The organism is Stenotrophomonas lacuserhaii (assembly GCF_039674585.1).
Taxonomy (GTDB): domain Bacteria; phylum Pseudomonadota; class Gammaproteobacteria; order Xanthomonadales; family Xanthomonadaceae; genus Stenotrophomonas; species Stenotrophomonas pennii_A.
Genome location: NZ_JBDJNU010000055.1, coordinates 1 through 22,576, shown reverse-complemented (window position 1 = coordinate 22,576; position 22,576 = coordinate 1). Strand labels below are relative to the sequence as shown.

The window sequence follows — 22,576 nt, the reverse complement described above, 5'->3', positions numbered from 1 at the left end:
GGGTGGGTTGGCGGGAACGCTCATCCGCATGGATGCGGATGGCGAGCCTCCAGGGACGGATTCACGGCGATTCCCGCCAGCCCACCCCCCCCCCCCAACCAACAGCCCTGCAGCTTTTGACCTTGCCGTTGCCGTTGCCGTTGCCGTTGCCGTCGCTTTAGACGTTGCCCGAAAAGCGTCAGCCCGCCGCAGGCGGCAACCCGATCGGGCAGCTCACGCCGGTGCCGCCGATCCCGCAGTAGCCGTTCGGATTCTTCGCCAGGTACTGCTGGTGATAATCCTCGGCGTAGTAATACGCCGGTGCCGGATACACGATCTCGGTGGTGATCGGCCCGTAACCGGCCGCCTCCAGCTGCACCGCATAGGCATCGCGGCTGGCCACCGCCGCAGCGTACTCGGCCTCGGTCAGGCAGTGGATCGCCGAACGGTACTGGGTGCCGGTGTCGTTGCCCTGGCGCATGCCCTGGGTCGGGTCATGGCTTTCCCAGAACACCTGCAGCAGCTGCGCCACGCTGACCAGCTTCGGGTCGAACACAACCTCCACCACCTCGGTGTGGCCGGTGAGCCCGGAACAGACCTCTTCATAGGTCGGGTTCGGGGTCACTCCACCGGCATAACCAACCGACGTGCTGTACACCCCGGGCAGCGTCCAGAACTTGCGCTCCGCGCCCCAGAAGCAGCCCAGCGCGAAGCGGATCCGCTCGAACCCGGCGAACCGGTCTTTCAGCGGATGGCTGTTCACGAAGTGCTGGTTGCTGTGCAGCGGCAGCGGCTGGTCGCGGCCCGGCAGGGCCTCTTCCGGTCGCGGCAGGCGCTGCTTGAAGGCCCCGATGCCGAGGATGCCGTTACCAAGTCCCAACATGTGGTGCTCCTAGGCCGGCTGTCCGGCAAGATCGTCTGTGTCTGAAATGGGGTCGCCAGGGGCAGCGCCCAAGTCCAGCCCGGCAACGATCGCTTCAGCTTCCGGCCGCGCCGCCTCCGGCACGGCCACCCGCAGCACGCCGAACAGCGGCAGCTCGCCCATCCCGCCCAGCAGCGATTCGCCGAACACGAAGGCGGGGATGCCGGCATCCTCCAGCGCGTGCTTCACCAGATGGGCATCGAACAGATTGTCGGCCTTGTACACGATATGCATGGCAGCTCCTCGGCAGCTGGCTGCCAGCATACGCCCGCCGCGATGTACGGGCCGCCGCCCGCGGCGATGCCGGGCAAGCCAGCCCCTGACACGCTAGACTGGCGATCTTTCTGCCCTTGATTGCCGCATCATGTCCGAGCACACCCCTGCCAGCCCCGAGACCCCCGTCGAAAGCCCGGAGAAGCGCGATTTCATCCGCCAGATCGTGCGCGAGGACCTGGCCAGCGGCAAGCACCAGGCGATCAAGACCCGCTTCCCGCCCGAACCCAACGGCTACCTGCACATCGGCCATGCCAAGTCGATCTGCCTGAACTTCGGCATCGCCGGCGAATTCGGCGGCGTCTGCAACCTGCGCTTCGACGACACCAACCCGGCCCGGGAAGACCCCGAGTACGTGGCCGCCATCCAGGACGACGTGCGCTGGCTGGGCTTCGAGTGGAACGAGCTGCGGCACGCCTCGGACTACTTCCAGGCCTATTACCTGGCCGCGCAGAAGCTGATCCGCGACGGCAAGGCCTATGTGTGTGACCTGTCGGCCGAAGAAGTGCGCGCCTACCGCGGCACCCTGACCGAACCGGGCCGGCCCTCGCCGTACCGCGATCGCAGCGTGGAAGAAAACCTGGACCTGTTCGCACGCATGCGCGCCGGCGAGTTCCCCGACGGTGCACGCACCGTGCGCGCGAAGATCGACATGGCCAGCGGCAACATCAACCTGCGTGATCCAGCCCTGTACCGCATCAAGCACGTCGAGCACCAGAACACCGGTTCGGAATGGCCGATCTACCCGATGTACGACTTCGCGCATGCGCTGGGCGACTCGCTGGAAGGCATCACCCATTCGCTGTGCACGCTGGAATTCGAAGACCACCGTCCGCTGTACGACTGGTGCGTGGACAACGTGGATTACGCGCATGACGATGCACTGACCGCGCCGCTGGTCGATGCCGGCCTGCCGCGTGAAGCGGCCAAGCCGCGCCAGATCGAGTTCTCGCGGCTGAACATCAACTACACGGTGATGAGCAAGCGCAAGCTGATGGCGCTGGTCACCGAACAGCTGGTGGACGGCTGGGACGACCCGCGCATGCCGACCCTGCAGGGCCTGCGTCGCCGCGGCTACACCCCGGCGGCGATGCGCCTGTTCGCAGAACGCGTGGGCATAAGCAAGCAGAATTCGCAGATCGATTTCAGCGTGCTCGAAGGCGCGCTGCGCGAGGACCTGGACAGTGCCGCGGCCCGCCGCATGGCGGTGATCGACCCGGTCAAGCTGGTGCTGGTCAACCTGCCGGAAGGACACGAAGAATCGCTGACCTTCAGCAACCACCCCAAGGATGAGTCGTTCGGCACCCGCAGCGTGCCGTTCTCGCGTGAGCTGTGGATCGAGCGCGAAGACTTCGCCGAAGTGCCGCCGAAGGGCTTCAAGCGCCTGCTGCCGGGCGGCGAAGTCCGCCTGCGCGGCGCCGGCATCATCCGCTGCGATGAAGTGATCAAGGATGCCGACGGCACCATCACCGAACTGCGCGGCTGGCTGGATCCGGAATCGCGTCCGGGCATGGAAGGCGCCAACCGCAAGGTCAAGGGCACCATCCATTGGGTCAGCGCCGTGCACGCGGTGCCGGCCGAAGTGCGGCTGTACGACCGCCTGTTCTCGGTCGCCGACCCGGACGACGAATCGGAAGGCAAGACCTACCGTGATTACCTGAATCCGGAATCGCGCCGCACCGTGACCGGTTATGTCGAGCCCGCCGCCGCCATCGCGTCGCCGGAACTGTCGTTCCAGTTCGAACGCACCGGCTACTTCGTGGCTGATCGCCGCGACCATACTGCGGCCAGGCCGGTGTTCAACCGCAGCGTGACCCTGCGCGATACCTGGTCGGCCTGACGCCGACCGTCCCGCGCGCGGCTCACCCCGCGCGCCATCGCCGCCTGCCCCTGCCCGCCCGCTTCATCGGACGCGGGCTACACTGCGCGCGGCTGTTGTTGTGTTCCACCCCCGTAACCCGATGAGAGGCACCCCGCGATGCTGTATGCGCAAGTCCACCTGACCCTTCCCGCCTGGATCCATGACCAGATCGACCTGGATCAGCGCTATCCCGGCGACGAAGCCAAGGTCGCGCTGGCCATCGCGCTGTCGAAGTCGAATGTCGAGCACGCCAGCGGCGGCCCGTTCGGCGCGGTGGTGTTCGGCCCGGATGACCAGGTCATCGCCGTGGGCGTGAACCGCGTGATGCCGCACAACACCTCGCTGGCGCATGCCGAGAACATGGCCTACATGCTGGCCCAGCAGCGCCTGCAGACCCCGCGGCTGAACGATGTGCTGTCCCCGATCACCCTGGCGACGTCCTCACAGCCCTGTTGCCAGTGCTACGGCGCGACCGTCTGGGCCGGCATCGATCGCCTGCTGATCGGCGCCAGTGCGGCCGACGTGGAAGAGCTGACCCCGTTCGACGAAGGCCCGCTGCCGGCGGACTGGGTGGGCGAACTCAACAAGCGCGGCATCGAGGTGGTGCAGGGCCTCAACCGCGACGATGCGCGCGCCGTGCTGCGTACGTATGGAGAAGCCGATGGCGCCCGTTACTGATACGTCTCCTGCCGCGGCAGGAGTAGGCCTGCTGTGCCTGTGCCGGCAGGGATTCGAACCGGAACTGGCGGGCGAACTGACCACGCGCGCCGGAGAATTCGGTTTCGCCGGCTATGCGCGTACCCAGCGCAATGACGGCTACGTGCTCTTCATGTGCGACGAAGCCGCCGCGCTCAGCCGCATGCTGTCCTGGCGCGAACTGATCTTCGCGCGGCAGAAGCTGGTGGTACTGGCCGAACTGCCGCAGCTGGATCCGGCCGACCGCATCACCCCGATGCTGGCGGTGCTGGGCGACGCGCCGCGCTTCGGCGATCTGTGGGTGGAACACCCCGACTCCGATGCCGGCAAGCCGCTGTCCGGGCTGTCGCGCGCGTTCGGCAATGCGCTGCGCCCGGCCCTGCGCAAGGCCGGAAAGCTGACCGACAAGCCGAACGAGAAGCTGCCGCGCCTGCACGTGGTGTTCGTCGATGGCACCCACGCGTTCGTCTGCGTCGCCTCACCCACGGACAGTGCACCGTGGGCGCTGGGCATCCCGCGCCTGAAGCTGCTGCCGGACGCGCCCTCGCGTTCCGCGCTGAAGCTGGAAGAGGCCCTGCTGACCCTGCTCACCGCCGAAGAGCGCGAGGCGCTGATGAAGCCGGGCATGCGCGCGGCCGACCTGGGCGCCGCGCCGGGCGGCTGGACCTGGGTACTAACCCGCCAGCACCTGAAGGTGCTGAGCATCGACAACGGCCCGCTGCGCCAGCACGTGCTGGACACCGGCCTGGTCGAACACCTGCGTGCCGACGGCTTCCACTGGTCGCCGGAACAGTCGCTGGACTGGATGGTCTGCGACATGGTGGAGCAGCCGCGCCGGGTCGCCGAACGCATGGCGACGTGGTTCCGCGAAGGCTGGTGCAAGCACGCGATCTTCAACCTGAAGCTGCCGATGAAGAAGCGCTGGGATGAAACCCGCCTGTGCCTGGAACTGTTCGAGGAACAGGCCGGCAAGTCGCTGACCGTGCGCGCCAAGCAGCTCTACCACGACCGCGAAGAAATCACCGTGCTGGCCTCGCCGCTGCGCTGATCATACCGGTAGCGCCGAGCCATGCTCGGCGGGATGCCGGCCCCGTGCGAAGCGCTACCACGAGGCCGGACGTGGGCGCGTCGCGCTCATTTCCGTCCGCGCCGCGCCTGCACTGTGGATGACGGCGGTAGCCGCTTCGATACGCGCGTAGACGCAGGAAAGCTCGGTGCCGTCGGAGCATTCCACTCCCATCATCCAGTCTCTCGACCAGCGTATTCCTGAAGCCCGCAGCGCTGTGCGCGTCGCCGCGTACTCGGTCTGGAGGCGTTCCAGGCTCCCGGCCAGTTTGCGCCGGCTCATGGGTCTGGTTGCTTCCCCAAGCTGTTCGCAGAGCAGCCGGTCATGCAGCTTCTGCGCCCGGCTTGAGGGGGTGATGCCTGCATTGCTGGCGTTGACCACTGTCAGCAGTACGCTTTCCAGTGCCTTCTTCGCCGCCGGATCAAGCGGCAGTTCGACACGGCGGGGAGCGCCCACGCAATGGCTGCGCAGCGCGCGGAACGGGGCAAGGCAGCCCTTGACCGGGAAGCTCATGCGTTTGCCGTCTTTGTGGCGGAGGCGGCCACGCGCAGGTTCCAGTTGAACTGGCGTGCCGACTCGAGCGCGGCCCGCGTAGCAGCGATCTCCTGCGCCCGTACACTGCCCGGGCGGACCCCGGCACTGCGCTGCATCAGGTCGTGCAGGAGGGTGCGCTGCTCCTGCTTCACCGCGCGAACCTGGTTGATGATCTGCGCAGGCGTCAGTTCTTCCCTCCCCTTTATGTGCGCATCCAGGCGTCGTGCGGCCTTGCAGATGGAAACCTCACCGCGCAGGGTGCCTGCGTTGTTGACGCGCTTCAGCAAGGCGGCAATCGGCGCCCGTTCACAGCCCGGTGCGTTGGCGATGCGTGCCTGTGCGGCCACCCGGGCGGCCTGTGCCGGTTTGAAAAGTTGGACAAGCAGATGACTGACATTCATGGACGGGTACGCTCGCACGGGAAGGATCATGGGACTATGCCCAGCGCGCGCCGTGATGGCTTTCAGAATCAGGACGCGCCACCTGATCCTGTCCCAGAGGAATCTGCCATGCACTCCCGTTACATCGTTCTGCTGATCCTGCTGGCTGCCGGCCCCGCCCTGGCCCAGCAATCCCGTCCCGCGGCCGAGAGCCAGCCGCTGCGCGATGACAGCGGCGTCGTGCGCGCGCAGGAGCTGTCCGCGGGCCGGGTGACCGGAAGCGTGGACATCGTGGTGCCGCTGGGCGAAACGCCGGTGACGGTACGTTCGCTGACGCCGTCCAGCGCGGCGGGCCATTACCGGATCCACTTCGGCGAACTGGACCTCGACGGCGACGGCTACATCAGTCGTGACGAGGCGCAGGCCAATCCGTCGCTGGCCGATGAGTTCATTTCGCTGGACGTGAAGCGCCGCGGCAAGCTGGACCGCGGTGACCTGGCCGGGTGGTTGCTGGATTGAGTTCCATCGAGCTCCAGAGCCGCCGAGCGTGGCTCGGCGCTACCGGCGGCGGTCACACCCCCGCCGCGCGCTTCCAGAACAGCTGCAGCAGCGGAGACAGCTTGCCGGTGCAGCCGAGCACGCGACCGCGCGCCAGGGTCAGGTGCAGTTCGTCGTTGGAGAACAACCGGTTGATGCCATCGAAGCTGTAGGCGGCGATCGTGTTGTCGCTGCGACGTTCGCGTGCCCAGCGCTGCAGCCGCTGCGGTGACAGCTGCGGCTGGCCGCGGCGCTGTGCCGAAGGGGCGAGCCAGCGCTGCAGCGCGGCCACGTCGCGCAGGCCAAGGTTGACGCCCTGGCCGGCCAGCGGATGCACCACGTGCGCCGCGTCGCCCAGCGCCAGCACCCGCCCGGCGACATAGTGGCGGGCCAGCTGGCGGCGCAGCGGGAACGCGGCCCGCTTCGATACCAGTTGCAGGTCCCCCAGGCGGCCTCCGAAGGCGCGCGTGAGTTCGCGGTTGAACGCGGCTTCGTCCAGCTGCAGCACGCGCTGCGCCTCTTCCTCCGGCAGGGTCCAGACGATCGAACTGCGCCGTTCGGCCACCGGCAGCAGCGCCAATGGCCCCCCCGGCAGGAAACGCTGCCACGCCGTGGCCTGGTTCGGCAGCGCACTGTCCACGTACGCCACTACGCCACGCTGATGGTAATCGTGGCGGTCCACCTCGATCCCGGCCAGCTGGCGCAACGTGGATTCGGCGCCATCGGCAGCGATGGCCAGGGTCGCTTCGATGCGGCGCCCGTCGTGCAGGCGCAGGCGCACGCCGTGCTCGTCCTGTTCCATCCCTTCCACCCGGGCCGGGCAATGCACATCGACGCCGGCGGCCGGCAGGGCCGCCCACAGCCGATCGACCAGCAGGCCGTTTTCGATGATCCAGCCCAGTTCGCTGCGGCCAAACCGATCCGCGTCGAACAGCAGGTCATCGCCTCCGGCCGCATCCCATACTTGCATGCGGCGATACGGATACGCGCGACCGCGCGCGATCGACTCCCACACGCCGAGCCGCTGCAGCAGCTGCACGTTGTCCGCCGCGAAGGCGAACACCCGCAGGTCCGGTTGCGCCGCCTGCCACGGCGCCGGCTCATGGCCTTCGACCACCGTCACCGACAGACCGGCGTCGGCCAGTGCCAGCGCACAGGCAGCACCGACCACGCCGCCGCCGACGATCACCACGTCGGTACGTGCGCGGCGGCTCATGCGGCTTCTCCACGGCACAATTTCGGTACCTCGCCGCGGAAGCCCATCGAGCCTCCGACCAGCATCGACTGCAGCGAGGTGGCCTGGGCCGCCAGCAGGCCAAGGCTGCGCAGCGGACGCAGCAGCGGGGCATCGTTGCTGGTCAGGCGCGCCAATCCACCAGAGAATGCGATGGTCTGCGCCCGGTCTTCCTCCCTTCGCGCCGCATAGGCCTGCAGCAGCGCGTCGGCACCGGCATCGCCCTCGGCTTCCAGCAGCTCGGCCAGGGTCAGCGCATCGCGCAGGCCCAGGTTGAAGCCCTGCGCGCCCAGCGGGTGGATGGTCTGCGCAGCATTGCCGAGCAGTACCGTGCGTTCGCCGACCAGCGCACGCGACAGCACCTGGCGCAGCGGATAGGCCGCGCGCGGCCCGGACTCCAGCAGGCGCCCGGCGCGCCAGCCCACCGCCGCCTGCAGCCGCGCCAGCCAGGGCGCCTCGTCCAGTGCCATGACGGCGTCCGCCTCGTCGCGGGCCACGCCGTGCACTACGCCGAAATGCCGATCACCGCGTGGCAGCAAGGCCGTCGGGCCGGTATCGGTGAGCCGCTCCCATGCGGTGCCATCCGGTGCGCGTTGGCTGCGCACGCGCGCCACGAACAGTGTCTGCTGGAAATCATGTTCATCCACGCCGATCCCCAGCGCGCTGCGCACGCCGCTGGCGGTGCCATCGGCACCGACCACCAGCCGCGCCTGCAGCGTGTGCTCACCGGCGTCGTCCTGCACCTGGACCTGGCGATAGCCATCGACGACCGCGCCCAGGCCGATGAAACGCGCCGGGGCCCGCCGCTGCAGCTGCGGCAGTTCCTGCAGCCGCGACTCCAGCGCCATGCCGAAGTCACGTGCCACCACCACCTGCCCGAACCACGGCCGGCCGTAGTCGGCGGCCGCCAGCTGCACGCGACCGAAGTCACCGGCGCGACTGACATGGATGCGGGTGATCGGGCCGGGCGCGCTGGACAGCTTCTGCATCACCCCCAGCGCGGTCAGTGCATTGACCGTGGCGGCGGCGAAGCTGAGGTTGCGCTGGTCGAACACGGCCGGCAGCGAACCGGCGGCGCTGGCTTCCAGCAGGCAGGCGCTGCGGCCGATGCGCTGCAGCGCAATGGCCAGGCTGGCGCCGACCAGTCCGCCGCCGATGATCAGGACATCAACTCGTTCGCTCATGTCGCCATGATACGCGCCCGCCGCGGCCGCTGGCCCGCAGCCGCCCCTGCGCGGTGGCGTGCAGCCGGTCTAGAATGGGCTTTGTTCAACCTCCCGTGTGCGCCCCGATGACCACCTCCCTGCAACGTGCCTTCGTGCTGACCTGCCTGGTGCTGTTGATGGCCGCCACGCGGGTGAATCATTTCGCCGCCCTGCCCGATGCCTCCTGGGCGGTGTTCTTCATCGGCGGCTTCTACCTGCGCAGCTGGACCCGCTGGGCGTTCCCGCTGCTGATGGCGCTGGCGGTGCTGGTCGACTGGATCGTCATCCGCAACCTCGGGCTGGATTTCTGGCAGCACTACTGCGTTTCGCCGGGTTACTGGATGCTGCTGCCCGCCTACTTCGCGATGTGGGCCGGCGGCCTGGCGCTGGGCCATGGCTACCAAGGCGCGCAATGGTCCACGCTGGCCAAGGCGGTGGTGCTGGTGGCGACGGCCGTGGCGGTCTGCCACCTGTTCGCCCAGGGCGGTTTCTACTGGACCACCCGCAACGTCGCCGATCCCACCGTGGGCGGCTGGCTGAAGAACTACGCGGACTGGTTCGTGCCCTACCTGGGCACGACCGCGCTGTACGTCGGCTTGGCGGCGGCGCTGCAATTGGCCGTGGAACAGGTCGGCAAGCTGCGCCAGGCGCAGCGTGACGTGCGCGGCTGAGGTACGGGCACATGGGCAACCGGCTTTCACGCATCTATACCCGCACCGGCGATGACGGCAGCACCGGGCTGGGCGACGGCAGCCGGGTCGGCAAGGACGATGCGCGCGTTGCCGCGTTCGGCACGGTCGACGAGGCCAATTCGGCGCTCGGCGTGCTGCTGGCCGTGCCCCTGCCTGCCGACGTGCAGGCGCTGCTGACCCGGCTCCAGCACCAGTTGTTCGATCTGGGCGGCGAGCTGTGCATCCCCGGCCATGCGGCCATCACCGATGCCGACGTCACCGCGCTGGAACAGCAGCTGGATCACTACAACGCCGACCTGCCCACGCTGAAGGAATTCATCCTGCCGGCCGGTGGCGAAGCGGCCGCACGCTGCCATCTGGCCCGCACCATCGTGCGCCGCGCAGAGCGCGAGACGGTCGCTCTTTCGCGCAGGGAAGCGGTGCGGCCGCAGGCGCTGCATTACCTCAACCGGCTTTCCGACCTGCTGTTCGTGCTGGCCCGCGTCCTGGCCCGCGCCGACGGTGCCGGCGAAGTACTCTGGCAGCATTCGCGCCGCCACGGCTGACCTTTCCGGATCCCCCCGCGCCCATGCTGGTCTACACCCATCCCTCCTGCCTGCTGCATGACCCCGGTCCGGACCATCCTGAATCCCCGCAACGCCTGCAGGCCGTGCTCGATGCGCTGCACGCCGCGTTCCCGGCACGGCTGGACTGGCGCCAGGCGCCGTCGGCCAAGCGCGGCGACCTGGCCCGCGTCCACGATGCCGAGCTGATCGACCTGGTGCTGCAGGCACAGACCGCCGAGCTGCGGCAGATCGACATGGATACCCGCACCTCGCCCGGTTCGGCCGGCGCCGCCCTGCATGCCGCCGGCGCCGGCATCGCCGCGGTGGATGCGGTGATGCTGGGCGAGGATCCGCTGGCGTTCTGCGCGGTGCGCCCGCCCGGCCACCACGCCACCGCCAGTACGGCGATGGGGTTCTGCCTGCTCAACAACATCGCGGTGGCCGCCGCGCATGCGCGCGACCGCTACGGGCTGGAGCGGATCGCCGTGGTCGACTTCGACGTCCACCATGGCAACGGCACCCAGGACATCTTCCAGCTGGATCCCCGGGTGGCTTACTACAGCACCCACCAGGCCGGCCTGTTCCCGAACTCCGGGCTGCGCCGCGACCGTGGCGCGGGCAACCTGCTGAACATCCTGCTGCCGCCGGGCAGCGGCAGCCTGCGCTTCCGCAATGTCTGGGCCGACGAGATGCTGCCGGCCATCGATGACTTCCGGCCGCAGCTGCTGCTGGTGTCGGCCGGCTTCGACGCGCACCTGCGCGATCCGCAGGCCGATCTCATGCTGGAAGCGGAGGACTTCGCCTGGATCACCAGCGAACTGCAGGGGCTGGCCCGTCGCCATGGCGCCGGCCGGGTGGTGTCCATGCTCGAAGGCGGCTACGACCTGCAGGCCCTGGCCGAGTCCAGCGTGGCGCATGTCGGCGCCCTGCTGGAGGGTCAGGCGGGGGCCGCCTGATGAACCCCGGCCGCCGACGATGAGCGGCCTTCATTGCCCCTATGCAAGGGATGGGGCAAGCTACGGATCGTTTTCGCCTGAACCATCACGCGTGCGCAAAGCCTTCCGCCTGCTGCCTCTCCCCCTCAGTATCGCCCTCTGCCTGCCGGCGTTCGCCGAAGACAAAGCGCCGAACTGGGGTCTCTGCCCTGCCACCGACGTCCTGCCCGCCTTTGGCGACGCACCGCCGGCGGACAAGGCTGCCGCGGAAACGCGCACCCAACAACCCACCGACATCGAGGGCGACCAGCTGTATGGCACCTCCACGGTGCCGCAGTACCAAGGCAACGTCGCGCTCAAGCGCGGTGACCAGTTCCTCGGTACCGACCACCTGAGCTTCGATACGGAAACCGGCAATTACACCGCCGAGGGCAATGTCCGCTACTCCGATTCGTCGATCCGGATGGTGGCCAAGCGCGCCGAGGGCAACCAGGAAGCGGACACCCACAAGATCTCCGACATCCAGTACCAGCTGGTGTCGCGACGTGGCAACGGTGGCGCCGAATCGGTGGACCTGCAGGGTGCGGTGGGGCAGATGCACCGCTCCACCTATACCACCTGCGACCCGTCCCAGCCGATCTGGAAACTGTCGGCCCCGCAGATCGAAGTGGACAACGACGAAGGCTTCGGTACCGCGCGCAATGCCGTGCTGCGCATCGGCAAGGTGCCGGTGCTGTGGGCGCCGTACTTCAAGTTCCCGATCGACGACCGCCGCCAGACCGGCCTGCTGTATCCGGAGTTGGGCGTGTCCGGGCGCAACGGGTTCGACTACGCGCAGCCGATCTACTTCAACCTGGCGCCGAACTACGACGACACGCTGACCCCGCGCTACATGAGCAAGCGCGGCTTCATGCTGGACAACGAATTCCGCTATCTGTACGACGGTGGCCGCGGCGAGCTGCGTACCGCCTACCTGCCCGATGACAAGCTGCGCGACAAGGATCGTGGCCGCCTCGAGTATTCCGGTTACCACAACTTCAACGCGAACTGGCAGGCCCGCGCCGGGCTGGCCTGGGTCAGCGACGAGCGCTACCTGGAAGACTTCGCCAACAAGCTGCTGGGCGTGACCGCGTCCAACCTGCAGAGCCAGGCCGGCATCTACGGCACCGGTGAGAACTGGACCGCCGGGTTGATGGCGGACTACTGGCAATTGACCGATTACACCCTGACCGAGGACGCGCTGCCCTACAACCGGCAGCCGCGCCTGTTCGGCACCTGGGACCAGCCGATCCTGCCATGGCTGGAAGTGGGCGTGTATGCCGAAGCGGTGCGCTTCGTGCACGACGACGTGCATGACAAGATCATCGACGCCGACGGCGAGTACGTGCGCAACGGCGTGGAGCGCGAAGTGCTCGGCGGTTCGCGGCTGGACATCAAGCCCTACGTGACCATGCCGTTCAGTGGCGCGGCCTGGTACGTGACTCCGACGCTGGCCTGGCGCTACACCGGGTATGACCTGGAACAGGGCCTGGCCGACAGCATCCGCGCCAACAACCTGGCCGCGGCGGGCATCACCAACCCGACCCCGGACCAGCTGCGCGGCAACACCTCGCCCCACCGCAGCGTGCCGATCGCCAGCCTGGACGCGGGCATGTTCTTCGACCGCGAGACCACCATCGGCGACAAGCCCTACCTGCATACGCTGGAACCGCGGCTGTTCTACCTGCGCACCCCGTACCGCGACCAGAGCGAGCTGCCGGTCTTCGATACGCGTGACTTCACCTTCAGCTGGGGCCAGCTGTTCCGCGATTCGCGCTATACCGGCGCCGACCGCCAGAACGACGCCAACCAGCTGACGATGGCACTTAGCACCCGCTTCATCGACCAGACCAGCGGCCGCGAGCGGTTCTCGGCCAGCATCGGCCAGATCCTTTATTTCGACGATTCCAGGGTCACCCTGCCGAGCAACCCCAGCCCGGTGGAACAGGGCAAGTCGGCCTGGATCGCCGATACCAACTACATGATCAACGACCGCTGGAACCTGGGCGCCACCTACCAGTGGGACCCCAAGAACAAGCGCGAAGACCTGGCCAGCGTGCGTGCGCGCTACCTGATGTCCAACGACGGCATCGTCAACCTGACCTACCGCCACCGCATCAACCCCGATGGCAGCAACCTGCTCAAGCAGGGCGACCTGTCCTTCCTGTACCCGATCAACCCCCGCTGGAGCGTGGTCGGCCGTTACTACTACTCCATCGAAGACAGCAAGCCGCTGGAAATCATCGGTGGCGTGCAGTGGGACAGCTGCTGCCTGGCCGTGCGCGCCCTGGCCCGCCGCTACGTACGCAACCGCGAAGGCGAGCTGAATACCTCGTTCCAGCTTGAGTTCGTCCTGAAGGGCCTGAGCTCCATCGGCCAGAACACGGACCGTACGCTGCGCCGTGCTATCCTCGGCTACAACCGCGACGACCTCTATCTCGTGCCCCCCAGCACCACCGGCGCGACCCGCGACGACTACGATCCGAACCTGATCCCATGACCAAGACCCTCCCCGTCCTACTCGCCTCCCTGCTGGCGGTGTCCACTGCGTCCGTACCCTTGCAGGTACTGGCCCAGCAGACCCAGGCACTGGATCGCATCGCCGCCGTCGTCGACGAAGACGTCATCCTGCAGAGCGAACTGGACCGCGCGCTGGCCAACATCAAGACCCAGTACGCCGGTCGCGAGAACCAGCTGCCGCCGGACGATGTGCTGAGCCGGCAGGTGCTGGAGCGACTGGTGCTGGTGAAGCTGCAGGTGACCCGCGCCGAAGGCAGCGGCATCCGCGTGTCGGACCAGGAACTGAACCAGGCGATCAACTCCATCGCCCAGCAGAACGGCAGCAACCTGGAGACCCTGCGCGCCCGCCTGGCCCAGGACGGCATCGATTTCGATGAATTCCGCCGCTCGGTGCGTGACGAGATCATCGTCCAGCGCCTGCGCCAGAGCTATGCGCAGAGCCGCGTCAGCGTCAGCGAAGGCGAAGTGGATGCGGCCATCAAGCAGCAGGCCGTCACCGGTACCCAGTACCACCTCGCGCACATCCTGATCGCCACCCCCGATGGGGCCGATGCCAACCAGATCGCCACCGGCAAGCAGAAGGCCGACGGCGTCAAGGCGCTGCTGGACAAGGGCGAACTGGACTTCAACGCGGCCGCCGTCCGTTACTCGGACAGCCCCAATGCCCTGGAAGGCGGCGACCTCGGCTGGCGCTCCATGGACGAGATCCCGCAGGCGTTCCTGCAGGTGATGCAGGACATGAAGGCCGGCGACGTGGTCGGTCCACTGCGTGGCCCCAGCGGCTTCCAGCTGCTGAAGCTGGTGGAAGTGCGTGATGCCAATGCGGCCGCGTCCACCGGCCAGACCATCACCGAATACCACGCCCGCCACATCCTGGTGCGCGTGACCGACCAGCAGAACGATGCCGCCGCCAAGGCGAAGATCGATACCCTGCGTGCCCGCATCGCCGGTGGCGCCGATTTCCAGGCCGTGGCCCGCGATTCGTCCGAAGACACCAACAGCCGCGGCCAGGGCGGCGATCTGGGCTGGTTCCCGGTCGATGCCTTCGGTCCCGACTTCGGACGCCAGGTGGAAGGCGTGACCGACGGCAACATCAGCCAGCCGTTCCGCACCGATGCCGGCTGGCACGTGGTGCAGCGCGTGGCGACCCGCCAGACGGACGTCGGCGTGGACAACCAGCGCGCGCAGGTCCGTGAAACCATCGGCCGTCGCAAGCTGGAAGAAGAGTACAACCGCTTCCTGTCCGAACTGCGTGGCGAAGCCTACGTCAGCTTCCGCAGCGGCGACCGGGCGGAGAATACCGCCACCCCGCCGCAGTCCTGAGCCATGCTCGCAGGCGCGAAGCTCGCAGGAGCGGTGCTCCCCGAGCTCGCCCTGGTGCCGGGCGAGCCCGCCGGGATCGGTCCGGAACTGTGTATCCGCCTGATCCAGCAGCCGCGCAGTGACTGCCGGCTGCTTGCCTTTGCAGACCCCGATACCCTGTTCGCGGCCGCCGCCGCGCTGTCGCTGCCGCTGCAACTGCTGCCGGCCGATGCCGAAGCACGCCTGCCGGGCGACCTGCGCCTGCACCCCCTTGCCAATGCGGTGCCCAGCCGTTTCGGACAGGCCGACCCACGCAACGCCGCCGCCGTGATCGAGGCGCTGCAGGCCGCCGGCCAAGCGTGTCTGGACGGCCGGCTGGACGGCGTGGTGACCGGCCCGGTGCACAAGGCGGTGATCAACCAGGGCGGCATCGCCTACAGCGGCACCACCGAACTGCTGGCCGACCAGGCCGGGGTCAAAGTGGTGATGATGCTGGCCAATGACATTGTCCGCGTGGCGCTGGCGACCACCCACCTGCCGCTGCGCGAGGTCGCCGATGCGATCACCGCCGAGGGTCTGGAACACACCCTGCGCACCCTGCATGCCGCGCTGCGGCGCGAGTTCGGCATTCCGGTCCCGCGCATCGCGGTGCTGGGGTTGAATCCGCACGCTGGGGAAGACGGCCACCTGGGCCGCGAAGAGCTCGACCTGATCATCCCGCTGCTGCAGCGCCTGCGCGCCGAAGGCATGCAGCTGATCGGCCCGCTGCCGGCCGACACCGCGTTCCTGCCGGGCAAGCTGGCCGGCTTCGACAGCGTGTTGGCGATGTACCACGACCAGGGCCTGCCGGTGCTGAAGTATTCCGGCTTCGAACAGGCGGTGAACCTCACCCTGGGCCTGCCCTATCCGCGCGTGGCGGTCGACCATGGCACCGCGCTGGAGCTGGCCGGACGCGGCATCGCCGATCCTTCCAGCCTGCAGGCTGCCACTACCCTGTGTGCGCAACTGGCCCGGCAACGTAGACTTAGCGCATGAACCAGTATTCCCCCTCTGGCACGGCATTCACCGCCCCGGCCAAGAAGCAGTTGGGCCAGCACTTCCTGGCCGACCGCCATTACATCGACAGCATCGTGCGCGCGGTCAATCCCAAGCCCGGCGACCGCCTGGTGGAGATCGGCCCCGGCCAGGGTGCGATCACCCTGCCGCTGCTGCGCCAGCATCCCGAGCTGACCGTCATCGAGTTCGACCGCGACCTGATCGCACCGCTGACCGCCGCGGCCGCGCCGCTGGGCGCGCTGACCATCATCCAGAGCGACGTGCTGCGGGTGGATTTCACCGCGCTGGCGCAGGCCGAAGGTGGCAGTGGACAGATCCGGCTGGTCGGCAACCTGCCCTACAACATCTCTTCGCCGATCCTGTTCCATGCGCTGGACCATGCCGGCGTGGTGCGCGACATGCACTTCATGCTGCAGAAGGAAGTGGTCGACCGCATGGCCGCCGGCCCGGGCAGCAAGGTCTTCGGCCGCCTCAGCGTGATGCTGCAGGCGTACTGCGAAGTGACCTCGCTGTTCGTGGTGCCACCGGGTGCGTTCCGGCCGCCGCCGAAGGTCGATTCGGCCGTGGTGCGGCTGGTGCCGCGTGATCCGTCCACCGTCGGCATCCACGATCCCAAGCGCTTCGCCGACGTGGTCAAGGCCGCTTTCGGCCAGCGCCGCAAGACCCTTCGCAATGCGCTGAACAACGTGGTCAGCGCCGAACAGTTCGCCGCTGCCGGCGTGCGCCCCGATGCCCGTGCCGAACAGCTGGAGGTGGCGGAATTCGTCGCCCTGGCCAATGCAAGCTGATTACACTGCCAAGATGCACGACGACCAGTACGCCATGGACGTGGAAGTGGCTCCACGCTTCCTCGATGACCAGTCCGCCCCCGAGGACGGACGCTTTGCCTTTGCCTACACCATCCGCATCCGCAACAGCGGCCGGGTCGCGGCGCGCCTGGTGGCGCGTCATTGGCGCATCACCGACGCCGAAGGCCGCGTGGAGCATGTCGACGGCGACGGGGTGGTCGGCGAGCAGCCGCGCCTGCGCCCCGGTGAAGACTTCCGTTACACCTCCGGTGTCATGCTCGGTACGGAGCACGGCACGATGCAGGGGCACTACGACATGGTGGCCGACGACGGCACCGAGTTCGCCGCCGACATCGCGCCGTTCGTGCTGACCATTCCCCGAACCCTGCACTGACACGGAGGCCAGGCCATGAGTGTGTGGGCTATCGGCGACCTGCAGGGTTGCTATGACGTTACCCAGCGGTTGCTGGAAAAAATCCGCTTCGATCCGGCGCAGGACACCCTGTGGTTCGCTGGCGACCTGGTGAACCGCGGCGGCCAGTCGCTGGAGACGCTGCGGCTGGTGCATTCGCTGCGCGACCACAGCGTGGTGGTGCTGGGCAACCACGATCTTTCGCTGCTGGCGGTGGGTGCGCGCAGCGAAGAAGAACAGCGCAAGGTCAACCCGGACCTGCTGCGCGTGGTCACCGCCGAAGACCGCGACGTGCTGCTGGACTGGCTGCGCATGCAGAAGCTGGTGCATGCCGACCGTGAGCTGGGCTGGATGATGGTGCATGCCGGCATGGCGCCCAAGTGGACCACCCAGATGGCCGAAAAGCATGCGCGCGAAGTCGAGCAGCAGCTGCATGGCAACGGCTACCGCAAGCTGCTGCGCAACATGTACGGCGACAAGCCGATCTGGGCGCCGAACCTGACCGGATACGACCGTTCGCGGGCGATCATCAACTTCTTCACCCGCATGCGTTACTGCACCACGCGGGGACGCATCGGCATCGAAGACAAAGGCACCCCGGGCACCCAGGAACAGGGCCTGTACCCGTGGTTCGAAGTGCCGGGCCGGGTCGAGCGTGACCTCAAGGTCGTGTGCGGCCACTGGTCGGCACTCGGCCTGACCATCACCCAGGGCGTGCATGCCATCGATACCGGCGCGGTGTGGGGCGGCAAGCTCACCGCCCTGCAGCTGGATACCGACGAACTCCGCGTGGTGCAGGTCCCCGGCCGCGACGTGCCGGCGCCGGTTGCCGGTACGCGGCCGCCGGCGCGTGCGCCCAGGCCACGCCCGGACGGCCAGCAGGCCGCACAGCCCACGCCACAGCCACACGCGCAGGCGCAGCCGGGCGGGCAGCCTGCAGGCGGCGAGACGCGTACGCGTGGTCCCCGCCGCCGACGCGGTCGTGGCCGCGGCAATGGCGGTGGCGGTGCAGGCAGTCCGCCCACCGCGGACTGACCGCTGCACCCGCCCTCAGCGGCGGGTGTAGTGCACGAAGCGGAACGCGAACGGATGCCGCGCATCGGCCGCATGCGGCTGGCTGTCGGCCTGCTGCCACAAGGCTTCGTCGACCGCCGGGAAATGGGTATCCGCCGCTACCTCGGTATCCACCCAGGTCAGGTACAGGTCGCTGGCATGCTCCATCAGCAGGCGGTAGATCTCACCGCCGCCGATCACGCACAGTTCGTCGGCGGCTTCCGCGCGGCAGATCGCCAGCGCATCTTCCCGCGATGCCACCGCGCGCATGCCATCGAACGGCACTTGGCCACTGCGGGTCAGCACCAGATTGGTACGTCCGGGCAGCGCGCGACCCAGCGATTCGGCGGTCTTGCGCCCCATCAGCACCGGCTTGCCCAGCGTCAACGCCTTGAAATGCTTCAGGTCGTCGGGCAGGTGCCAGGGCAGCTGGTTGCCGTGGCCGATACCGCGCCTGCGGTCCAACGCGGCGATCATCGAAAGGCGCGGGGAACTCACACCGCCACCGGGGCCTTGATCGCCGGGTGCGGATCGTAACCGTCGATGCGGATGTCCTCGAAGCGGAAGCCGAACAGGTCGGTGACCTCCGGGTTCAACCACAGCGTCGGCAGCGCGCGCGGTTCGCGCGCCAGCTGCTCGCGGGCCTGGTCGAAATGGTTCGAGTACAGGTGGGCATCGCCCAGCGTATGCACGAAATCGCCCACGCCAAGCCCGGTGGCCTGCGCCACCATGTGGGTCAGCAGCGCATAGCTGGCGATGTTGAACGGCACCCCGAGGAAGATGTCCCCACTGCGCTGGTACAGCTGGCAGCTGAGCTTGCCGTCGACCACGTAGAACTGGAACAGGCTGTGGCACGGCATCAACGCCATCTGCGGCAGCTCGCCCACGTTCCAGGCACTGATCACCAGCCGGCGCGAATCCGGATTGCGCTTGATCTCGTCCACCAGCCACTGCATCTGGTCGATCTGCCGGCCATCGGCGGCCGCCCAGCTGCGCCACTGCTTGCCATAGACCGGCCCGAGGTCGCCGTTCTCGTCGGCCCATTCGTCCCATATCCGCACCTGGTTGTCTTTCAGGTAGGCGATGTTGGTATCGCCCTGCAGGAACCACAGCAGTTCATGGATGATCGAACGCAGGTGCAGCTTCTTGGTGGTGACCAGCGGGAAGCCATCGGCCAGGTTGTAGCGCATCTGCCAGCCGAACACGCTGCGCGTGCCGGTGCCGGTACGGTCGCTCTTCTCCGCGCCGTGTTCCAGCACGTGCCGCAGCAGGTCCAGGTAGGGCTTCATGGCTTGGCTCCGGCCGGGGCAACCGGCAACACCGGCTGCAGCACCGGCGCGCGAAGGGACATCCACAGCAGCACCAGGCCCAGCGCCACCAGCGGCAGGCTCAGGATCTGGCCACGGGTCAGCCAGTCGAAGGCCACGTAGACGCCATTGTCCGGCATCCGCACGAACTCCACCGCGAAGCGGAACAGGCCGTACATCAGCGCGAACAGGCCCGATACCAGGTAACGGTTGCGCGGCTTGGCCGACACCGCCCACAGCACCGCGAACATCACCAGGCCTTCCAGGAAGGCTTCATACAGCTGCGAAGGATGGCGGGCGTACTGGTTCAGCGCGCCGGCGGCGAACTCCGCCTTCAGCGCGGCGGTATCGAGCTGCGCCAGCGGCGCCGGCAGCCCCGACGGGAACACCACGCCCCAGCTGCCGTCGGTGAACTTGCCCCACAGCTCATCGCCGATGAAGTTGCCGACGCGCCCGAAGCCCAGCCCCAGCGGCACCAGCGGCGCGACGAAATCCATGGTGTCGAAGAAGTGCAGGCGGTGCCTGCGCGACCACCACCAGCTGGCCCCGAGCACGCCCAGCAGGCCACCGTGGAAGCTCATGCCGCCGTCCCACACCTTGAACAGCAGCAGCGGGTTGGAAAGGAAATCGCCCAGCGCATAGAACAGCATGTAGCCCACGCGGCCGCCCACCACCACGCCGAGCATCGCGTAGAACAGCAGGTCGGAGAAGCCGTCGGCGTTGACGCCCGGCAGGCGCCCGGCGGCGATGCGGCGCTTGCCCAGCCACCAGGCCGAAGCGAAGCCAAGCAGGTACATGACGCCGTACCAGTGCACCTGGATCGGCCCCAGCGAGATGGCAATGGGGTCGATATCGTGGAAATAGATCATGGACGGTGCCTTGCGGGGATCGGGTTATTTTAGCGCCGCCAGCGGGACTCAACCTAGAATCTGTGGCCAATCCGGCAACGCGTCCTGGTCTGACCGTGCGCCCGGCGGAAAGTGCCCGGCCAACAGAGTCGATACTTCATCGATCGCCTGCACCAGGGCAGCCGCAGGATCACGTCCACGCAACCCCTCGCGGAGCGTTGCGCAGATCCGCTGCCAGTCGGCTTCGGCAACCCGCCCGTGCAGGCCGCGGTCGGCGACGATTTCGATGGCATGGTCGGCCAGCAGCAGGTAGATCAGCACGCCGTTGTTGTGTTCGGTATCCCACGTCCGCAGCTGCGCGAAGGCACGCTCGGCGGCCTGGCGCGCGGTCACCCCGCGCCACAGCGCATCCAGCGGCAGATCGGCTTCCACCGCGAACATGACCTGCCCGCCATGGCGCTGTTCGCCCGCGGCAATGGCCTGCGTGATCGCCTGCAGGGTGTTGGCCGGGAAGGTCCGCCGTACCGACGGGGACACGATATGCCGCAGTGCGCGTCCGATCATCACCAGCCTCCCGATGCGCCGCCGCCGCCGGAGCGGCCACCGCCACCGCCCCAGCCACCGCCGCCCCCGAAGCCGCCACCTCCGCCCCAGCTGCCGCCGCCCCAACCGCCGCCGCCGGCGAACCGGCCCGGATGCCCGGAGGTCACCGCCATCAGCAGGCCGACGATGCCGGCGATACCGCTGGCCAGCAGCAGTGAAGTAAACAGGAAGGCCACGACGGCCGCGCCGCCCGCGGCGATCAGCCCGCGCACCGGCCGCGGCAGGCGGCCGAGCACCGCGCGCAGGATCGACCCGACGAAGAAACCGATCACTACCGCCACGACCCAACCGTCGCCGCCGCCGTCGCCCTGCGGTGCGCGATGCGCGCTGACAGGTGCCGGCAGCGGCTCGCCATCGATCAGCTTGACCAGTACACCGGTGGCTTCGGTGATGCCACCGGCATAGTCGCCGGCGCGGAACGACGGCACCAGGTATTCCTGGATCACGCGGTTGGCGACCGCATCCGGGATCGCGCCTTCCAGGCCGTAGCCGGGTTCGATGCGGACCCGTCGATCATCCTTGGCGACCACCAGCAGCACCCCGTCATCCACGCCCTTGCGACCCACCTGCCACTGCTCGAACACCCGGGTGGTGTACTGCGCGATGTCTTCCGGCTGCGTGGTCGGCACGATCAGCACCTGCAGCTGGCTGCCCTTGCGCTGCTGCAGGTCGACCGCCTGCTGCTGCAGCTGGCGGGTCTGCGCGGCATCCAGGGTGCCGGTGGTGTCGACCACCGGAGAATCCAGCTTCGGGATCGTGGCCAGGTCCTGCGCCTGCACGCTGCCCAGCGGCAGGCACAGCAACAGCAACCAGCCAAGCAGGCGCAGGTGCATCGATCAGCCGCCCGGCTGCGGGGCCGGCGCCTGCTGCGGTGCAGGCTGCGGGGCCGGCGCACCGGTGTTGAACTTCACTTCCGGCGCGTTGGAAATCTGCGCTTCGTTTTCCACGGTGAAGTTCGGCTTGACCTGGTAGCCGAAGATCTTCGCGGTCACCACCTGCGGGAACGAGCGGATGTAGGTGTTGTAGTCCTGCACCTGCTGGATGTAGCGGCCGCGGGCCACGGTGATGCGGTTCTCGGTGCCTTCCAGCTGGGCCTGCAGGTCGCGGAAGTTGGCATCGGACTTGAGCACCGGATAGTTCTCGGTGACCACCAGCAGTCGCGACAGCGCGCTGCCGAGCTCGCCCTGGGCCTGCTGGAACTGGCGCAGCGAGGCTTCATCGTCGGCGTTGACGTTGATCTGGCCGACCCGCGAACGGGCCTCGGTGACTTCGGTCAGCACCTGGCGTTCCTGGGTGGCGAACCCCTGCACGGTATTGACCAGGTTGGGCACCAGGTCGGCACGGCGCTTGTACTGGTTGAGCACTTCGGCCCAGCTGGCCTTGACCGATTCGTCCTTCTGCTGGATGGCGTTGTAGCCGCAGCCGGACAACAGGGAAGCCAGCAGGAGCAAGGGGATGAGGCGGGTCAGCAGGCGCATGGCCGGGCTCCACGGGGTGTTGGAAGCCGGAGCATCGCATGTTCCAGGTGAATGGGTTGCTGCGGGGGTGGTCGAACGGGTGGAACCCCCTCGCGGCTGGCTGGAGTGCGGCAGCTGGGGTGGCGCCGGGCGGGTGGGTCATGCAGGACACGCCGTAAACCCGTCCATGGGGGCTCGCTGTTCGCATCCATGCGAACAGACGGTCCTGCATGACCCACCCGCCCGGCGCCCTGACAGGTTCCGGGGGCCGCCAGCCGCGGAAAAAAGAAAAAAGAAAAAGCGGTAGCGGCGTGCCCAGGGGGGGGAGCGCA

At 68.0% G+C, this 22,576-nt stretch carries 24 protein-coding genes and 1 pseudogene; 13 read left to right on the top strand and 12 right to left on the bottom strand.

What is annotated here, in order from left to right; genetic code table 11:
* Nucleotides 1–178: 178 nt before the first annotated feature.
* Nucleotides 179–841, bottom strand: coding sequence for a peptide-methionine (S)-S-oxide reductase MsrA (gene msrA, locus ABE522_RS16210; RefSeq protein WP_346592579.1), 663 nt, complete (start codon nucleotides 839–841; stop codon nucleotides 179–181).
* A gap of 30 nt (nucleotides 842–871) precedes the next feature.
* On the bottom strand, nucleotides 872–1,135 hold the full coding sequence (locus tag ABE522_RS16205) for a putative signal transducing protein (protein WP_101098296.1): 264 nt from the start codon (nucleotides 1,133–1,135) through the stop codon (nucleotides 872–874).
* 130 nt (nucleotides 1,136–1,265) lie between these two features.
* Here ABE522_RS16205 and ABE522_RS16200 point away from each other — a divergent pair, with 130 nt between their 5' ends.
* The 3 genes from ABE522_RS16200 (at nucleotide 1,266) to rlmM (ending at nucleotide 4,779) form a co-directional block, all read left to right on the top strand.
* Nucleotides 1,266–3,014, top strand: coding sequence for a glutamine--tRNA ligase/YqeY domain fusion protein (locus tag ABE522_RS16200; RefSeq protein WP_346592577.1), 1,749 nt, complete (start codon nucleotides 1,266–1,268; stop codon nucleotides 3,012–3,014).
* 138 nt (nucleotides 3,015–3,152) lie between these two features.
* Entirely contained in the window at nucleotides 3,153–3,713 is a 561-nt protein-coding gene (locus tag ABE522_RS16195) for a nucleoside deaminase (protein WP_346592576.1), read from the top strand.
* Nucleotides 3,697–4,779, top strand: a complete 1,083-nt coding sequence (gene rlmM / locus ABE522_RS16190; RefSeq protein WP_346592575.1) for a 23S rRNA (cytidine(2498)-2'-O)-methyltransferase RlmM — start codon at nucleotides 3,697–3,699, stop codon at nucleotides 4,777–4,779. Before ABE522_RS16195 ends, rlmM begins: the two co-directional genes overlap by 17 nt.
* Before the next feature lie 54 nt (nucleotides 4,780–4,833).
* On the opposite strand, the gene ABE522_RS16185 is transcribed toward rlmM, so the two are convergent.
* Both ABE522_RS16185 and ABE522_RS16180 read right to left on the bottom strand, forming a co-directional pair.
* Nucleotides 4,834–5,310 (bottom strand): hypothetical protein, encoded by a 477-nt coding sequence (locus ABE522_RS16185; protein WP_346592574.1) that lies wholly within the window; start codon nucleotides 5,308–5,310, stop codon nucleotides 4,834–4,836.
* Nucleotides 5,307–5,732, bottom strand: a complete 426-nt coding sequence (locus ABE522_RS16180; RefSeq protein ID WP_346592573.1) for a hypothetical protein — start codon at nucleotides 5,730–5,732, stop codon at nucleotides 5,307–5,309. The genes ABE522_RS16185 and ABE522_RS16180 overlap by 4 nt, the downstream gene beginning before the upstream one ends.
* Nucleotides 5,733–5,840: 108 nt before the next feature.
* On the opposite strand from ABE522_RS16180, the gene ABE522_RS16175 reads away from it, so the two are divergent.
* Entirely contained in the window at nucleotides 5,841–6,230 is a 390-nt protein-coding gene (locus ABE522_RS16175; protein ID WP_346592572.1) for an EF-hand domain-containing protein, read from the top strand.
* Between the two features lie 52 nt (nucleotides 6,231–6,282).
* On the opposite strand, the gene ABE522_RS16170 is transcribed toward ABE522_RS16175, so the two are convergent.
* Together ABE522_RS16170 and ubiH are read right to left on the bottom strand one after the other, a co-directional pair.
* A complete protein-coding gene (locus ABE522_RS16170; RefSeq protein WP_346592571.1) occupies nucleotides 6,283–7,464 on the bottom strand; it encodes a UbiH/UbiF family hydroxylase in 1,182 nt (393 codons plus the stop codon).
* Nucleotides 7,461–8,666, bottom strand: a complete 1,206-nt coding sequence (gene ubiH, locus ABE522_RS16165) for a 2-octaprenyl-6-methoxyphenyl hydroxylase (RefSeq protein ID WP_346592570.1) — start codon at nucleotides 8,664–8,666, stop codon at nucleotides 7,461–7,463. Before ubiH ends, ABE522_RS16170 begins: the two co-directional genes overlap by 4 nt.
* A gap of 107 nt (nucleotides 8,667–8,773) precedes the next feature.
* On the opposite strand from ubiH, the gene ABE522_RS16160 reads away from it, so the two are divergent.
* From ABE522_RS16160 to ABE522_RS16120, 9 genes and pseudogenes are all read left to right on the top strand, one after another.
* Nucleotides 8,774–9,358, top strand: coding sequence for a hypothetical protein (locus tag ABE522_RS16160; protein WP_346592569.1), 585 nt, complete (start codon nucleotides 8,774–8,776; stop codon nucleotides 9,356–9,358).
* 11 nt (nucleotides 9,359–9,369) lie between these two features.
* A complete protein-coding gene (locus ABE522_RS16155) occupies nucleotides 9,370–9,924 on the top strand; it encodes a cob(I)yrinic acid a,c-diamide adenosyltransferase (RefSeq protein ID WP_346592568.1) in 555 nt (184 codons plus the stop codon).
* Between the two features lie 23 nt (nucleotides 9,925–9,947).
* Entirely contained in the window at nucleotides 9,948–10,880 is a 933-nt protein-coding gene (locus ABE522_RS16150) for a histone deacetylase family protein (RefSeq protein WP_346592567.1), read from the top strand.
* A gap of 91 nt (nucleotides 10,881–10,971) precedes the next feature.
* Nucleotides 10,972–13,398, top strand: a complete 2,427-nt coding sequence (lptD, locus tag ABE522_RS16145) for an LPS-assembly protein LptD (RefSeq protein WP_346592566.1) — start codon at nucleotides 10,972–10,974, stop codon at nucleotides 13,396–13,398.
* Nucleotides 13,395–14,726 (top strand): annotated as a pseudogene (locus ABE522_RS16140) (peptidylprolyl isomerase); the annotation flags it as partial. The gene lptD and the pseudogene ABE522_RS16140, both read left to right, overlap by 4 nt.
* A gap of 18 nt (nucleotides 14,727–14,744) precedes the next feature.
* Entirely contained in the window at nucleotides 14,745–15,755 is a 1,011-nt protein-coding gene (gene pdxA / locus ABE522_RS16135; protein WP_346592565.1) for a 4-hydroxythreonine-4-phosphate dehydrogenase PdxA, read from the top strand.
* The gene (rsmA, locus tag ABE522_RS16130) at nucleotides 15,752–16,564 is read left to right on the top strand and encodes a 16S rRNA (adenine(1518)-N(6)/adenine(1519)-N(6))-dimethyltransferase RsmA (RefSeq protein WP_346592564.1); all 813 of its coding nucleotides are present in this window, start codon (nucleotides 15,752–15,754) and stop codon (nucleotides 16,562–16,564) included. The genes pdxA and rsmA overlap by 4 nt, the downstream gene beginning before the upstream one ends.
* 13 nt (nucleotides 16,565–16,577) lie before the next feature.
* Nucleotides 16,578–16,958 carry a Co2+/Mg2+ efflux protein ApaG gene (gene apaG / locus ABE522_RS16125; RefSeq protein WP_042614797.1) on the top strand — a complete coding sequence of 127 codons (381 nt, stop codon included), beginning with the start codon at nucleotides 16,578–16,580 and terminating at the stop codon, nucleotides 16,956–16,958.
* Nucleotides 16,959–16,973: 15 nt separating this feature from the next.
* Entirely contained in the window at nucleotides 16,974–18,011 is a 1,038-nt protein-coding gene (locus ABE522_RS16120; protein WP_346592563.1) for a symmetrical bis(5'-nucleosyl)-tetraphosphatase, read from the top strand.
* Between the two features lie 15 nt (nucleotides 18,012–18,026).
* On the opposite strand, the gene ABE522_RS16115 is transcribed toward ABE522_RS16120, so the two are convergent.
* The 6 genes from ABE522_RS16115 to ABE522_RS16090 are packed head-to-tail and all read right to left on the bottom strand — an operon-like array spanning nucleotide 18,027 to nucleotide 22,265.
* Nucleotides 18,027–18,506: a dihydrofolate reductase gene (locus ABE522_RS16115; RefSeq protein WP_346592578.1), complete on the bottom strand. Its 480-nt coding sequence runs from the start codon at nucleotides 18,504–18,506 to the stop codon at nucleotides 18,027–18,029.
* A 17-nt stretch (nucleotides 18,507–18,523) separates the two neighbouring features.
* The gene (locus tag ABE522_RS16110; RefSeq protein WP_346592562.1) at nucleotides 18,524–19,318 is read right to left on the bottom strand and encodes a thymidylate synthase; all 795 of its coding nucleotides are present in this window, start codon (nucleotides 19,316–19,318) and stop codon (nucleotides 18,524–18,526) included.
* Entirely contained in the window at nucleotides 19,315–20,205 is an 891-nt protein-coding gene (gene lgt, locus ABE522_RS16105; protein WP_346592561.1) for a prolipoprotein diacylglyceryl transferase, read from the bottom strand. The genes ABE522_RS16110 and lgt overlap by 4 nt, the downstream gene beginning before the upstream one ends.
* Nucleotides 20,206–20,253: 48 nt before the next feature.
* Complete coding sequence (locus ABE522_RS16100) at nucleotides 20,254–20,748, bottom strand: TPM domain-containing protein (protein ID WP_346592560.1); 495 nt, start codon at nucleotides 20,746–20,748, stop codon at nucleotides 20,254–20,256.
* Entirely contained in the window at nucleotides 20,748–21,620 is an 873-nt protein-coding gene (locus tag ABE522_RS16095; protein WP_346592559.1) for a TPM domain-containing protein, read from the bottom strand. Before ABE522_RS16095 ends, ABE522_RS16100 begins: the two co-directional genes overlap by 1 nt.
* Before the next feature lie 3 nt (nucleotides 21,621–21,623).
* A complete protein-coding gene (locus ABE522_RS16090) occupies nucleotides 21,624–22,265 on the bottom strand; it encodes a LemA family protein (protein ID WP_042614774.1) in 642 nt (213 codons plus the stop codon).
* Between the last annotated feature and the right edge of the window lie 311 nt (nucleotides 22,266–22,576).

Excerpts from the sequence above, each read along its gene's own strand:
- rlmM (WP_346592575.1), top strand. The coding sequence starts at position 3,697 with ATGGCGCCCGTTACTGATACGTCTCCTGCCGCGGCAGGAGTAGGCCTG.
- ABE522_RS16090 (WP_042614774.1), bottom strand. The coding sequence starts at position 22,265 with ATGCGCCTGCTGACCCGCCTCATCCCCTTGCTCCTGCTGGCTTCCCTG.
- ABE522_RS16100 (WP_346592560.1), bottom strand. The coding sequence starts at position 20,748 with ATGATCGGACGCGCACTGCGGCATATCGTGTCCCCGTCGGTACGGCGG.
- ABE522_RS16110 (WP_346592562.1), bottom strand. The coding sequence starts at position 19,318 with ATGAAGCCCTACCTGGACCTGCTGCGGCACGTGCTGGAACACGGCGCG.
- pdxA (WP_346592565.1), top strand. The coding sequence starts at position 14,745 with ATGCTCGCAGGCGCGAAGCTCGCAGGAGCGGTGCTCCCCGAGCTCGCC.
- ABE522_RS16170 (WP_346592571.1), bottom strand. The coding sequence starts at position 7,464 with ATGAGCCGCCGCGCACGTACCGACGTGGTGATCGTCGGCGGCGGCGTG.
- ABE522_RS16095 (WP_346592559.1), bottom strand. The coding sequence starts at position 21,620 with ATGCACCTGCGCCTGCTTGGCTGGTTGCTGTTGCTGTGCCTGCCGCTG.
- ABE522_RS16185 (WP_346592574.1), bottom strand. The coding sequence starts at position 5,310 with ATGAGCTTCCCGGTCAAGGGCTGCCTTGCCCCGTTCCGCGCGCTGCGC.
- ABE522_RS16150 (WP_346592567.1), top strand. The coding sequence starts at position 9,948 with ATGCTGGTCTACACCCATCCCTCCTGCCTGCTGCATGACCCCGGTCCG.
- ABE522_RS16115 (WP_346592578.1), bottom strand. The coding sequence starts at position 18,506 with ATGATCGCCGCGTTGGACCGCAGGCGCGGTATCGGCCACGGCAACCAG.
- ABE522_RS16175 (WP_346592572.1), top strand. The coding sequence starts at position 5,841 with ATGCACTCCCGTTACATCGTTCTGCTGATCCTGCTGGCTGCCGGCCCC.
- rsmA (WP_346592564.1), top strand. The coding sequence starts at position 15,752 with ATGAACCAGTATTCCCCCTCTGGCACGGCATTCACCGCCCCGGCCAAG.
- ABE522_RS16195 (WP_346592576.1), top strand. The coding sequence starts at position 3,153 with ATGCTGTATGCGCAAGTCCACCTGACCCTTCCCGCCTGGATCCATGAC.
- ABE522_RS16200 (WP_346592577.1), top strand. The coding sequence starts at position 1,266 with ATGTCCGAGCACACCCCTGCCAGCCCCGAGACCCCCGTCGAAAGCCCG.
- ABE522_RS16160 (WP_346592569.1), top strand. The coding sequence starts at position 8,774 with ATGACCACCTCCCTGCAACGTGCCTTCGTGCTGACCTGCCTGGTGCTG.
- ABE522_RS16155 (WP_346592568.1), top strand. The coding sequence starts at position 9,370 with ATGGGCAACCGGCTTTCACGCATCTATACCCGCACCGGCGATGACGGC.
- ABE522_RS16120 (WP_346592563.1), top strand. The coding sequence starts at position 16,974 with ATGAGTGTGTGGGCTATCGGCGACCTGCAGGGTTGCTATGACGTTACC.
- apaG (WP_042614797.1), top strand. The coding sequence starts at position 16,578 with ATGCACGACGACCAGTACGCCATGGACGTGGAAGTGGCTCCACGCTTC.
- ABE522_RS16205 (WP_101098296.1), bottom strand. The coding sequence starts at position 1,135 with ATGCATATCGTGTACAAGGCCGACAATCTGTTCGATGCCCATCTGGTG.
- lgt (WP_346592561.1), bottom strand. The coding sequence starts at position 20,205 with ATGATCTATTTCCACGATATCGACCCCATTGCCATCTCGCTGGGGCCG.
- ubiH (WP_346592570.1), bottom strand. The coding sequence starts at position 8,666 with ATGAGCGAACGAGTTGATGTCCTGATCATCGGCGGCGGACTGGTCGGC.
- ABE522_RS16180 (WP_346592573.1), bottom strand. The coding sequence starts at position 5,732 with ATGAATGTCAGTCATCTGCTTGTCCAACTTTTCAAACCGGCACAGGCC.